Below are 11,742 nucleotides of genomic sequence, written 5' to 3' on the forward strand. Positions count from 1 at the left end.
CCCCTTAGAACACAGTGCAAAGAACTTCGCCGCCGACACCGGCAGCGCGCGCAGCACGATCCGTCATCACACCTTTGTTGGTGGAGACGATAGACACACCGAGACCGCCACGAACTTTTGGCAGATCATCGACGGACTTGTACTGACGCAGGCCTGGACGGCTAACGCGCTTCACTTCCTCGATGACCGGACGGCCTTCGAAGTACTTCAGCTCGATGGACAGCAGTGGTTTGATTTCGCTGCTGATCTGATAACCCGCAATGTAACCTTCGTCCTTCAGGACTTTGGCAACAGCTACCTTCAAAGTAGAAGATGGCATGCTTACGACGGACTTTTCAGCCATCTGGGCATTACGGATTCGAGTTAGCATGTCCGCTAACGGGTCCTGCATACTCATGGGCTAGACGCTCCTAATACAAAAAAATTAGCCTTGCGGCTACTACTTATCGCCGAGCTCATCCATGCGGAAAAAGCACGGGCTCAGGCGAGCCGGGTATTCTAGACACACCCCACAAATGAATCAAGCCCCAAAAGGGGCTTGATTCAAGTTCAAGGTCACCGATGGTCAGGATCTTGCGATCCGGACCACCGAGACTTTGATAGTGCTTACCAGCTGGCTTTAACCAGACCAGGTACGTCACCACGCATTGCAGCTTCACGCAGTTTGTTACGGCCGAGGCCGAACTTGCGGTAAACGCCGTGTGGACGACCGGTCAGGCGGCAGCGGTTACGCATGCGCGAGGCGCTTGCGTCACGTGGCTGCTTCTGCAGAGCTACTGTAGCTTCCCAACGCGCTTCTGGACTTGCGTTCAGATCTACGATGATAGCTTTCAGTGCTGCACGCTTTTTGGCGTACTTGGCAACCGTGAGCTGACGCTTCAGCTCGCGGTTTTTCATGCTCATCTTGGCCATTTTCCTACTCCAATCAGTTGCGGAACGGGAATTTGAAAGCACGCAGCAGCGCGCGACCTTCATCATCGTTCTTGGCAGTGGTGGTCAGGGTAATGTCCAGACCGCGGAGAGCATCGATCTTGTCGTAGTCGATTTCCGGGAAGATGATCTGCTCTTTAACGCCCATGCTGTAGTTACCACGACCATCGAAGGACTTGGCATTCAGGCCGCGGAAGTCGCGGACCCGAGGCAGGGAGATCGACAGCAGACGATCCAGGAATTCGTACATACGCTCACGGCGCAGGGTCACTTTGACGCCGATCGGCCAACCTTCACGGACTTTAAAGCCAGCGATGGATTTCCGAGCGTAGGTCACAACGACTTTCTGGCCGGTGATCTTTTCCAGGTCGGCAACAGCGTGCTCGATGACTTTTTTGTCACCGACCGCTTCGCCCAGACCCATGTTCAGGGTGATTTTTGTAACGCGTGGAACTTCCATCACGTTCGAAAGCTTAAGTTCTTCCTTAAGCTTCGGTGCGATTTCCTTCCAGTAAATCTCTTTTAGTCGTGCCATGGTCTTCTACCTAGCAGTGTTCAAGCATCAACCGCTTTTTGGGTCGACTTGAAGACACGAATTTTCTTGCCGTCTTCTACTTTGAAACCAACGCGGTCAGCCTTGTTGGTTTCGCCGTTGAAAATGGCGACGTTAGAAGCGTCCAGTGGAGCTTCTTTTTCGACGATACCGCCTTGTACGCCCGACGCCGGGTTAGGCTTGGTATGACGCTTAACCAGGTTCAGACCACCAATAACCAGACGGTTATTAGCGAGAACCTTAAGCACCTTACCGCGCTTACCTTTGTCTTTGCCGGCGATCACGATGATCTCGTCGTCACGACGAATCTTTTGCATGTCGGATCTCCTTACAGCACTTCTGGGGCGAGCGAGACGATCTTCATGAACTTCTCAGTACGAAGTTCACGGGTCACTGGCCCAAAGATACGGGTGCCGATCGGCTCTTGCTTGTTGTTCAGAAGAACAGCAGCGTTGCCATCAAAGCGGATAATGGAGCCATCAGCACGACGTACGCCGTGACGAGTGCGGACTACAACAGCAGTCATCACTTGGCCTTTTTTCACTTTACCGCGAGGAATTGCTTCCTTCACGGTAACTTTGATGATGTCACCGATACCAGCGTAACGACGATGGGAGCCACCCAGCACCTTGATGCACATAACACGGCGAGCGCCGCTGTTATCGGCCACATCGAGCATGGATTGAGTCTGAATCATATAATTTCTCCGACCCCTAGTCCTTAGACTTCCACAGCGCGTTCGAGAACATCAACCAGCGCCCAAGACTTGGTCTTGGCCAAAGGACGAGTTTCACGAATAGTGACTTTGTCGCCGATGTGGCACTGATTGGTTTCGTCGTGCGCGTGCAGCTTAGTCGAACGCTTAACGTATTTACCGTAGATCGGGTGCTTAACGCGACGCTCGATCAGAACGGTGATGGTTTTGTCCATCTTGTCGCTGACAACACGGCCAGTCAGCGTACGGACAGTTTTTTCGGCTTCAGCCATGATTACTTACCTGCCTGCTGGTTAAGCACAGTCTTCACGCGAGCGATGTCACGTTTAACTTGCGAGAGCAGATGAGACTGCCCCAACTGGCCAGTTGCTTTCTGCATACGCAGATTGAACTGGTCGCGCAGCAGGCCGAGCAGTTGCTCGTTCAGCTGCTGTGCGGATTTTTCACGAAGTTCATTCGCTTTCATCACATCACCGTCCGTTTAACAAAGGCGGTGGCGAGCGGCAGCTTTGCAGCAGCCAGGGCAAAAGCCTCACGCGCCAGCTCTTCAGTAACACCCTCGATTTCATACAGGACTTTGCCTGGCTGAATCTGGGCAACCCAGTACTCCACACTACCCTTACCTTTACCCATCCGAACTTCGAGTGGCTTTTTGGAAATAGGCTTGTCCGGGAATACACGGATCCAGATCTTGCCGCCACGTTTAACGTGACGGGTCAGAGCACGACGCGCTGACTCGATCTGACGAGCGGTGAGACGACCACGAGCTACAGACTTCAGCGCGAACTCGCCGAAGCTGACTTTGCTACCGCGCTGTGCCAGACCACGGTTGTGGCCTGTCATCTGCTTGCGGAACTTCGTACGCTTTGGTTGCAACATTTGGCGTACCCCTTACTTAGCAGCTTTTTTACGAGGCGCTGGTGCTTGTGGTTTCAGTTCTTCTTGGCGACCACCAATTACTTCGCCTTTGAAGATCCAAACCTTTACACCGATCACACCGTAAGTGGTGTGAGCTTCGTAGTTGGCATAGTCGATGTCGGCACGCAGGGTGTGCAGTGGCACACGACCTTCGCGATACCATTCAGTACGTGCGATTTCAGCACCGCCGAGACGACCGCTCACTTGGATTTTGATGCCTTTGGCACCAATGCGCATGGCGTTCTGAACAGCGCGCTTCATAGCGCGACGGAACATTACGCGACGCTCCAGCTGCTGAGCTACGCTCTGCGCAACCAGCATACCGTCGAGTTCCGGCTTGCGGATCTCTTCGATATTGATGTGCACAGGCACACCCATTTGCTTGGTCAGGTCCTGACGCAGTTTCTCAACATCTTCACCTTTCTTCCCGATAACGATACCTGGACGAGCGGTGTGGATGGTGATACGTGCAGTCTGAGCCGGACGATGGATATCGATACGGCTTACGGACGCGCTTTTTAGTTTGTCTTGGAGATACTCGCGCACCTTCAGATCAGCGAACAAATAGTCCGCATAAGTCCGACCGTCTGCGTACCAGACGGAGGTGTGCTCCTTGACGATTCCCAGGCGAATGCCAATGGGATGTACTTTCTGACCCATCTCTTCGACTCCGTTACTTGTCAGCAACCTTGACAGTGATATGGCAAGACCGCTTGACGATGCGATCAGCACGGCCTTTGGCACGTGGCATGATGCGCTTCAGCGAACGCCCTTCGTTGACGAAAACGGTGCTGACTTTAAGGTCATCAACGTCTGCGCCTTCGTTATGCTCGGCGTTGGCTACGGCCGACTCCAGCACTTTCTTCATGATCTCGGCGGCTTTCTTACTGCTGAAAGCCAACAAGTTGAGCGCTTCGCCCACCTTCTTCCCGCGGATCTGGTCGGCGACCAAGCGGGCTTTCTGGGCGGAGATTCGAGCGCCCGACAACTTAGCGGCTACTTCCATTTCCTAACCCCTTAACGCTTGGCTTTCTTGTCTGCCACGTGCCCACGATAAGTGCGGGTACCGGCGAACTCGCCCAGTTTGTGGCCGACCATGTCTTCGTTAACGAGAACTGGGACGTGTTGACGACCGTTGTGTACTGCGATGGTCAAACCGACCATTTGTGGCAGGATCATCGAACGACGCGACCAGGTTTTCACCGGTTTGCGATCATTCTTTTCCGCCGCCACTTCGATCTTCTTCAGTAGGTGAAGATCGATAAAAGGACCTTTTTTCAGAGAACGTGGCACTGTCGTATCCCTCTATTTACTTGCGACGACGGACGATCATTTTGTCGGTACGCTTATTACCACGAGTCTTCGCGCCCTTAGTCGGGAAGCCCCATGGCGATACCGGATGACGACCACCAGAGGTACGACCTTCACCACCACCATGTGGGTGGTCAACCGGGTTCATGGCAACACCACGAACGGTTGGGCGAACGCCACGCCAGCGTTTGGCACCAGCTTTACCCAGCGAACGCAGGCTGTGCTCGGAGTTCGAGACTTCACCCAGGGTCGCGCGGCATTCAGCCAGCACTTTACGCATCTCACCAGAACGCAGACGCAGGGTCACGTAGACACCTTCACGAGCGATCAGCTGAGCCGAAGCACCAGCGGAACGAGCGATTTGCGCGCCTTTACCTGGCTTCAATTCGATGCCGTGTACGGTGCTACCAACTGGAATGTTACGCAGTTGCAGAGCGTTGCCCGGCTTGATCGGTGCCAGAGCACCTGCGATCAGCTGGTCGCCAGCACTCACGCCTTTAGGGGCGATGATGTAGCGACGCTCGCCATCTGCATACAGCAGCAGAGCGATGTGAGCAGTACGGTTTGGATCGTATTCAATACGCTCGACAGTGGCAGAGATGCCATCTTTGTCGTTGCGACGGAAATCGACCAGACGATAATGCTGCTTATGGCCACCACCGATGTGACGAGTGGTAATACGACCATTGTTGTTACGACCACCAGTCTTCGATTTTTTCTCGAGCAGCGGTGCGTGAGGAGCGCCTTTATGCAGCTCCTGGTTGACCACCTTGACCACAAAACGGCGGCCAGGGGAAGTCGGTTTGCATTTAACGATTGCCATGATGCACCCCTTCCTTACTCAGCACTGCTGCTGAAATCGAGATCTTGGCCTGGCTGAAGGGAGATAACTGCCTTCTTCCAGTCATTACGCTTGCCCAGACCGCGAGCAGTGCGCTTGCTCTTACCCAGAACATTCAGGGTAGTAACACGCTCTACTTTCACGCTGAACAGGCTTTCGACGGCCTTCTTGATTTCCAGCTTGGTTGCGTCAGTTGCAACCTTGAAAACGAACTGGCCTTTCTTGTCAGCCAGAACCGTAGCCTTCTCGGAAACGTGCGGGCCAAGCAGAACTTTAAATACGCGTTCCTGGTTCATCCCAGCAGCTCCTCGAATTTCTTCACGGCCGACACGGTGATCAACACCTTGTCGTATGCGATCAGACTAACTGGATCGGAACCTTGCACGTCACGTACATCAACGTGTGGCAGGTTACGAGCAGCCAGGTACAGGTTCTGATCAACTACTTCAGACACGATCAAGACGTCAGTCAGGCCCATGCCGGTCAGTTTGTTCAGCAGATCTTTGGTCTTCGGTGCATCAACAGCGAAGTCCTGAACCACAACCAGACGATCAGTACGCACCAGCTCAGCAAGGATGGAACGCATTGCTGCGCGATACATCTTCTTGTTCAGCTTCTGGGAGTGATCCTGAGGACGAGCTGCGAAAGTGGTACCGCCGCCACGCCAGATTGGGCTACGGATAGTACCGGCACGAGCACGGCCAGTACCTTTCTGACGCCATGGGCGCTTACCGCCACCACGAACGTCGGAACGGGTCTTTTGCTGCTTGGTACCTTGACGGCCGCCGGCCATGTAGGCCACGACTGCTTGGTGAACCAGCGTCTCGTTGAACTCGCCGCCAAACGTCAGTTCGGAAACTTCGATCGCTTGAGCGTCATTTACATTTAATTGCATGTCAGCTTCCCCTTAACCGCGAGCCTTGGCTGCTGGACGTACAACCAAGTTGCCGCCAGTAGCGCCAGGAACAGCGCCCTTGACCAACAACAGATTGCGTTCAGCGTCCACGCGCACTACTTCGAGGGACTGCACGGTCACGCGCTCAGCGCCCATATGACCGGACATTTTTTTGCCCTTGAATACACGACCAGGAGTCTGGCACTGGCCGATAGAGCCTGGAACGCGGTGGGATACGGAGTTACCGTGGGTATTATCTTGCCCGCGGAAATTCCAACGCTTGATCGTACCCTGGAAGCCTTTACCTTTGGACTGACCGGTTACATCAACCAGTTGACCAGCGGCGAAGATTTCAGCGTTGATCAGATCGCCGGCCTGGTACTCGCCTTCTTCAAGACGGAATTCCATTACGGTACGACCAGCGGCAACGTTCGCTTTAGCGAAGTGGCCAGCTTGAGCAGCTGTAACACGCGAAGCACGACGCTCGCCTACAGTGACTTGCACTGCACGATAGCCATCGGTCTCTTCAGTTTTGAACTGGGTGACGCGATTCGGTTCGATCTCAATGACCGTGACCGGAATGGAGACACCTTCTTCGGTGAAAATACGGGTCATACCGCATTTACGACCGACTACACCAATAGTCATGTTGTAAACCTCATGAGTGTACGGGGCTTTCACCCGCTATGGCCGCCCATTTCAGAGCGTTACACGACTAAGACCGAGTCTTAGCCGAGGCTGATCTGCACTTCCACACCGGCCGCAAGATCAAGCTTCATAAGAGCATCAACGGTTTTATCCGTTGGCTGGACGATGTCCAGAACGCGCTTATGAGTACGGATCTCATACTGGTCACGCGCGTCTTTGTTGACGTGCGGGGAGACCAGAACGGTGAACCGCTCTTTACGGGTAGGCAGTGGAATTGGACCACGCACTTGAGCACCAGTACGTTTCGCGGTTTCCACGATTTCCTGGGTGGATTGGTCGATCAGGCGATGGTCAAAAGCCTTCAACCTGATACGGATTTGCTGATTTTGCATTGGATTTCAGACTCCGGCTGCTATTCCCAGCGAGCGCAATACGCCCGTTAAAAGGAGGCGCAATTCTATAGACGGGCTACTACAGTGTCAACCCAATAAAAAAGCCCCCGCTAGGCGGGGGCTTTTTCAAGTCATCACTTATTAAGCGATGATTTTGGCTACGACGCCAGCGCCGACGGTACGACCGCCTTCACGAATAGCGAAACGCAGACCATCTTCCATTGCGATGGTTTTGATCAGGGTGACAACCATTTTGATGTTGTCGCCTGGCATTACCATTTCAACGCCTTCCGGCAGTTCGCAGTTACCGGTCACGTCAGTGGTCCGGAAGTAGAACTGTGGACGGTAGCCTTTGAAGAACGGAGTGTGGCGACCGCCTTCTTCTTTGCTCAACACGTACACTTCAGCTTCGAAGGTAGTGTGCGGCTTAACCGAACCTGGCTTGACCAGAACCTGGCCACGCTCAACGTCGTCACGCTTGGTGCCGCGCAGCAGCACGCCGCAGTTCTCGCCAGCACGACCTTCGTCGAGCAGCTTACGGAACATTTCAACACCGGTGCAGGTGGTGACGGTAGTGTCACGCAGACCAACGATTTCCAGTGGATCCTGAACCTTGACGATACCGCGCTCGATACGGCCAGTTACAACAGTACCGCGACCCGAGATCGAGAATACGTCTTCGATTGGCATCAGGAACGGCTTGTCGATAACACGAACTGGATCCGGAATGTAGCTGTCCAGAGTTTCTACCAGGCGCTTAACAGCGGTGGTACCCATTTCGTTGTCGTCTTGGCCGTTCAGAGCCATCAGAGCCGAACCGATGATGATCGGAGTGTCGTCACCTGGGAAGTCGTAAGTGCTCAGCAGATCGCGCACTTCCATCTCAACCAGTTCCAGCAGCTCAGCGTCGTCAACCATGTCAGCCTTGTTCAGGAAGACAACGATGTACGGAACGCCAACCTGACGGGACAGCAGGATGTGCTCACGGGTTTGCGGCATCGGACCATCAGCGGCCGAGCAAACCAGGATAGCGCCGTCCATTTGAGCAGCACCGGTGATCATGTTCTTCACATAGTCAGCGTGACCTGGGCAGTCAACGTGAGCGTAGTGACGGATCAGCGAGTTGTATTCAACGTGTGCGGTGTTGATGGTGATACCACGAGCCTTTTCTTCCGGAGCGCTGTCGATTTTGTCGAAAGCAACAACGGCCGAACCGAAGATTTCGGAGCAGACGCGAGTCAGAGCAGCGGTCAGCGTGGTTTTACCGTGGTCGACGTGACCGATGGTGCCAACGTTGACGTGCGGGAGGGTACGGTCAAATTTTTCTTTAGCCACGACAATTAACTCCTAGCCTAAAGGGGCTGAATCAGCCTTGTTTTTTGGTAACAGTTTCGACGATATGCGACGGAGCTGTATTGTATTTTTTGAATTCCATAGAGTAGCTTGCGCGACCTTGGGACATGGAACGAACGTCGGTTGCGTAACCGAACATCTCACCCAGCGGAACCTCGGCGCGAATCACTTTGCCGGAAACCGTGTCTTCCATACCCAGGATCATGCCGCGACGACGGTTAAGGTCGCCCATCACGTCACCCATATAGTCTTCAGGCGTAACAACCTCTACCGCCATGATCGGCTCAAGCAACTCACCACCGCCCTTCTGGGCCAGTTGCTTGGTCGCCATGGAAGCAGCCACCTTAAACGCCATCTCGTTGGAGTCGACGTCGTGGTAGGAACCATCAAACACGGTAGCCTTCAGGCCGATCAGCGGATAGCCGGCAACAACGCCGTTCTTCATCTGCTCTTCGATACCCTTCTGGATAGCCGGGATGTATTCCTTAGGAACCACACCACCCACTACTTCGTTCAGGAATTGCAGACCTTCCTGACCTTCGTCAGCAGGAGCAAAACGAATCCAGCAGTGACCGAACTGGCCACGACCGCCGGATTGGCGAACGAACTTGCCTTCAATTTCGCAGCTCTTCGTGATGCGCTCACGGTACGAAACTTGAGGCTTACCGATGTTGGCTTCGACGTTGAACTCACGGCGCATCCGGTCAACCAGGATGTCCAGGTGCAACTCGCCCATGCCGGAGATGATCGTTTGACCAGTCTCTTCATCAGTCTTGACGCGGAAAGATGGATCTTCCTGAGCAAGCTTGCCCAGAGCGATACCCATTTTTTCCTGGTCGTCCTTGGTCTTAGGCTCTACGGCAACCGAAATAACCGGCTCCGGGAAGTCCATGCGAACCAGGATGATTGGCTTGTCAGCGTTGCACAAAGTTTCACCAGTGGTGACGTCCTTCATGCCGATCAAGGCCGCGATGTCACCAGCGCGTACTTCCTTGATTTCTTCACGGGCGTTTGCGTGCATTTGCACCATACGACCCACACGCTCTTTCTTGCCTTTAACCGAGTTGATCACGCCGTCGCCGGAGGCCAACACGCCCGAGTAAACTCGAACAAAGGTCAAGGTACCCACGAATGGGTCGGTAGCGATCTTGAACGCCAGAGCCGAGAACGGCTCGCTGTCGTCTGCGTGACGCTCCATTTCCTGGGTCTCGTCATCAGGGTCAGTACCCTTGATGGCAGGAATGTCGCTTGGAGCAGGCAGGTAGTCGATAACGGCGTCGAGAACCAGGGGAACACCCTTGTTCTTGAAGGAAGAACCGCAAACAGCCAAGACGATCTCACCAGCGATAGTACGCTGACGCAGAGCAGCCTTGATTTCCTCGTTGGTGAGTTCTTCACCCTCGAGGTACTTGTTCATCAGCTCTTCGCTGGCTTCAGCCGCAGCTTCAACCATGTTGCCGCGCCATTCGTCAGCCAGTTCCTGCAGTTCAGCAGGGATAGGCTTGCGAACTGGAACCATGCCTTTGTCAGCGTCATTCCAGTAAACAGCTTCCATAGCCATCAGATCGATCTGACCCTGGAAGTTGTCTTCGGAACCGATAGCCAACTGGATTGGCACCGGGGTGTGACCCAGACGCTGCTTGATCTGACCGATCACGCGCAGGAAGTTCGCACCAGCACGGTCCATCTTGTTTACGTAAACAAGACGTGGAACGCCGTATTTGTTGGCTTGACGCCATACGGTTTCCGACTGAGGCTCAACGCCCGAGGTGCCGCAGAACACAACGACCGCGCCATCGAGTACACGCAGGGAACGTTCAACTTCAATAGTGAAGTCAACGTGGCCCGGGGTATCAATAACGTTAAAGCGGTATTGGTCCTTGTGCTGCTTCTCGGAACCCTGCCAGAAGGCGGTAATAGCAGCAGAAGTAATGGTAATACCACGCTCCTGCTCCTGCACCATCCAGTCTGTGGTCGCGGCGCCGTCATGCACCTCGCCCATCTTGTGACTTTTGCCAGTGTAAAAAAGGACGCGCTCGGTGGTGGTGGTTTTACCAGCATCCACGTGAGCAACGATACCAATGTTACGGTAGCGATTAATCGGTGTAGTACGAGCCATAAAGCCCTCGCAAAATTAGTGACGCTAAAATTAGAAGCGGTAGTGCGAGAAAGCCTTGTTGGCTTCAGCCATACGGTGCACGTCTTCACGCTTCTTAACTGCAGCACCTTTACCTTCGGCAGCGTCCAACAGTTCGCCAGCCAAACGCAGAGCCATAGACTTCTCGCCGCGCTTACGGGCGAAGTCTACCAACCAGCGCATTGCCAGGGCGTTACGACGGGACGGACGAACTTCAACCGGAACCTGGTAAGTAGCACCGCCTACACGGCGCGACTTTACTTCGACCAGCGGAGCGATGGCGTCGAGAGCTTTCTCGAAGATTTCCAGGGGGTCGCTGTTCTTGCGTTCTTTAACCTTCTCCAGCGCGCCATAAACGATACGCTCGGCAACGGCTTTCTTGCCGCTTTCCATAACGTGGTTCATGAACTTGGCCAGGATTTGGCTTCCGTATTTTGGATCGTCAAGCACTTCGCGCTTGGCTGCTACGCGTCTTCTTGGCATGGATAAGCCCTCAAACGGTCTTCAGGTTCGCTCGGAATCGGTGCCCTTTCGGGACGCCTCCGACCTTACTCTTATCGACTCAGAAAAATAGAAAATCAGTTTTTACAAAAAGCCACTACTACTTAGGCTTCTTGGTACCGTACTTCGAGCGACCCTGGTTACGACCTTTAACGCCGGAAGTATCCAAAGAACCGCGTACGGTGTGGTAACGAACACCTGGCAAGTCTTTTACACGACCGCCGCGGATCAGTACCACGCTGTGCTCTTGCAGGTTGTGGCCTTCACCGCCGATGTACGAGGAAACCTCGAAACCGTTGGTCAGACGCACACGGCATACTTTACGCAGTGCCGAGTTAGGTTTTTTCGGCGTGGTGGTATACACACGGGTGCATACGCCACGACGTTGCGGGCAGTTCTGCAGCGCAGGCACGTCGGATTTCTCGACGATACGCTTACGCGGCTGACGTACCAGCTGGTTGATAGTTGCCATCTACTAGCTCCACTGTTGTCTTGCGACGCTATTGTCTTGCAAGAAAAGCAAAATGGCAGGAACGAATTCCCGCCAA

General features: G+C 54.1%; 20 protein-coding genes. All 20 read right to left on the bottom strand.

The window, feature by feature from the left end; all coding sequences use genetic code 11:
* Window positions 1-4: 4 nt before the first annotated feature.
* The gene (gene rpsH, locus AC3IUE_RS29120; RefSeq protein WP_003186040.1) at window positions 5-397 is read right to left on the bottom strand and encodes a 30S ribosomal protein S8; all 393 of its coding nucleotides are present in this window, start codon (window positions 395-397) and stop codon (window positions 5-7) included.
* A gap of 209 nt (window positions 398-606) precedes the next feature.
* On the bottom strand, window positions 607-912 hold the full coding sequence (gene rpsN, locus AC3IUE_RS29125) for a 30S ribosomal protein S14 (RefSeq protein ID WP_003176414.1): 306 nt from the start codon (window positions 910-912) through the stop codon (window positions 607-609).
* Between the two features lie 13 nt (window positions 913-925).
* Window positions 926-1,465, bottom strand: a complete 540-nt coding sequence (rplE, locus tag AC3IUE_RS29130; RefSeq protein ID WP_003176415.1) for a 50S ribosomal protein L5 — start codon at window positions 1,463-1,465, stop codon at window positions 926-928.
* Window positions 1,466-1,485: 20 nt separating this feature from the next.
* Window positions 1,486-1,800: a 50S ribosomal protein L24 gene (gene rplX, locus AC3IUE_RS29135; RefSeq protein ID WP_008145498.1), complete on the bottom strand. Its 315-nt coding sequence runs from the start codon at window positions 1,798-1,800 to the stop codon at window positions 1,486-1,488.
* An 11-nt stretch (window positions 1,801-1,811) separates the two neighbouring features.
* Window positions 1,812-2,180 (bottom strand): 50S ribosomal protein L14, encoded by a 369-nt coding sequence (gene rplN / locus AC3IUE_RS29140; RefSeq protein ID WP_002555479.1) that lies wholly within the window; start codon window positions 2,178-2,180, stop codon window positions 1,812-1,814.
* A gap of 23 nt (window positions 2,181-2,203) precedes the next feature.
* Window positions 2,204-2,470, bottom strand: a complete 267-nt coding sequence (gene rpsQ, locus AC3IUE_RS29145) for a 30S ribosomal protein S17 (protein WP_003176419.1) — start codon at window positions 2,468-2,470, stop codon at window positions 2,204-2,206.
* 2 nt (window positions 2,471-2,472) lie between these two features.
* The gene (gene rpmC, locus AC3IUE_RS29150; protein ID WP_002555481.1) at window positions 2,473-2,664 is read right to left on the bottom strand and encodes a 50S ribosomal protein L29; all 192 of its coding nucleotides are present in this window, start codon (window positions 2,662-2,664) and stop codon (window positions 2,473-2,475) included.
* Window positions 2,664-3,077: a 50S ribosomal protein L16 gene (gene rplP / locus AC3IUE_RS29155; RefSeq protein WP_008145497.1), complete on the bottom strand. Its 414-nt coding sequence runs from the start codon at window positions 3,075-3,077 to the stop codon at window positions 2,664-2,666. Before rplP ends, rpmC begins: the two co-directional genes overlap by 1 nt.
* A gap of 12 nt (window positions 3,078-3,089) precedes the next feature.
* Entirely contained in the window at window positions 3,090-3,776 is a 687-nt protein-coding gene (gene rpsC / locus AC3IUE_RS29160; RefSeq protein WP_003176422.1) for a 30S ribosomal protein S3, read from the bottom strand.
* 13 nt (window positions 3,777-3,789) lie between these two features.
* A complete protein-coding gene (rplV, locus tag AC3IUE_RS29165; RefSeq protein ID WP_003103908.1) occupies window positions 3,790-4,122 on the bottom strand; it encodes a 50S ribosomal protein L22 in 333 nt (110 codons plus the stop codon).
* 11 nt (window positions 4,123-4,133) lie between these two features.
* On the bottom strand, window positions 4,134-4,409 hold the full coding sequence (rpsS, locus tag AC3IUE_RS29170) for a 30S ribosomal protein S19 (RefSeq protein ID WP_002555486.1): 276 nt from the start codon (window positions 4,407-4,409) through the stop codon (window positions 4,134-4,136).
* A 16-nt stretch (window positions 4,410-4,425) separates the two neighbouring features.
* Window positions 4,426-5,250 carry a 50S ribosomal protein L2 gene (rplB, locus tag AC3IUE_RS29175; protein ID WP_003176423.1) on the bottom strand — a complete coding sequence of 275 codons (825 nt, stop codon included), beginning with the start codon at window positions 5,248-5,250 and terminating at the stop codon, window positions 4,426-4,428.
* A gap of 14 nt (window positions 5,251-5,264) precedes the next feature.
* On the bottom strand, window positions 5,265-5,564 hold the full coding sequence (gene rplW / locus AC3IUE_RS29180) for a 50S ribosomal protein L23 (RefSeq protein WP_002555488.1): 300 nt from the start codon (window positions 5,562-5,564) through the stop codon (window positions 5,265-5,267).
* Window positions 5,561-6,163: a 50S ribosomal protein L4 gene (gene rplD / locus AC3IUE_RS29185; RefSeq protein ID WP_046047318.1), complete on the bottom strand. Its 603-nt coding sequence runs from the start codon at window positions 6,161-6,163 to the stop codon at window positions 5,561-5,563. Before rplD ends, rplW begins: the two co-directional genes overlap by 4 nt.
* 12 nt (window positions 6,164-6,175) lie before the next feature.
* The gene (gene rplC / locus AC3IUE_RS29190) at window positions 6,176-6,811 is read right to left on the bottom strand and encodes a 50S ribosomal protein L3 (RefSeq protein WP_003186059.1); all 636 of its coding nucleotides are present in this window, start codon (window positions 6,809-6,811) and stop codon (window positions 6,176-6,178) included.
* An 80-nt stretch (window positions 6,812-6,891) separates the two neighbouring features.
* Complete coding sequence (rpsJ, locus tag AC3IUE_RS29195; protein ID WP_003186070.1) at window positions 6,892-7,203, bottom strand: 30S ribosomal protein S10; 312 nt, start codon at window positions 7,201-7,203, stop codon at window positions 6,892-6,894.
* Between the two features lie 141 nt (window positions 7,204-7,344).
* Window positions 7,345-8,538 carry an elongation factor Tu gene (tuf, locus tag AC3IUE_RS29200; protein WP_046047317.1) on the bottom strand — a complete coding sequence of 398 codons (1,194 nt, stop codon included), beginning with the start codon at window positions 8,536-8,538 and terminating at the stop codon, window positions 7,345-7,347.
* A 31-nt stretch (window positions 8,539-8,569) separates the two neighbouring features.
* Window positions 8,570-10,675, bottom strand: a complete 2,106-nt coding sequence (fusA, locus tag AC3IUE_RS29205; RefSeq protein WP_056743438.1) for an elongation factor G — start codon at window positions 10,673-10,675, stop codon at window positions 8,570-8,572.
* A 30-nt stretch (window positions 10,676-10,705) separates the two neighbouring features.
* On the bottom strand, window positions 10,706-11,176 hold the full coding sequence (rpsG, locus tag AC3IUE_RS29210; RefSeq protein WP_002555493.1) for a 30S ribosomal protein S7: 471 nt from the start codon (window positions 11,174-11,176) through the stop codon (window positions 10,706-10,708).
* Between the two features lie 118 nt (window positions 11,177-11,294).
* Window positions 11,295-11,666 (bottom strand): 30S ribosomal protein S12, encoded by a 372-nt coding sequence (gene rpsL, locus AC3IUE_RS29215; protein WP_002555494.1) that lies wholly within the window; start codon window positions 11,664-11,666, stop codon window positions 11,295-11,297.
* Window positions 11,667-11,742: the final 76 nt, after the last annotated feature.

The sequence above is a fragment of the Pseudomonas sp. GL_093 genome, assembly GCF_057837605.1.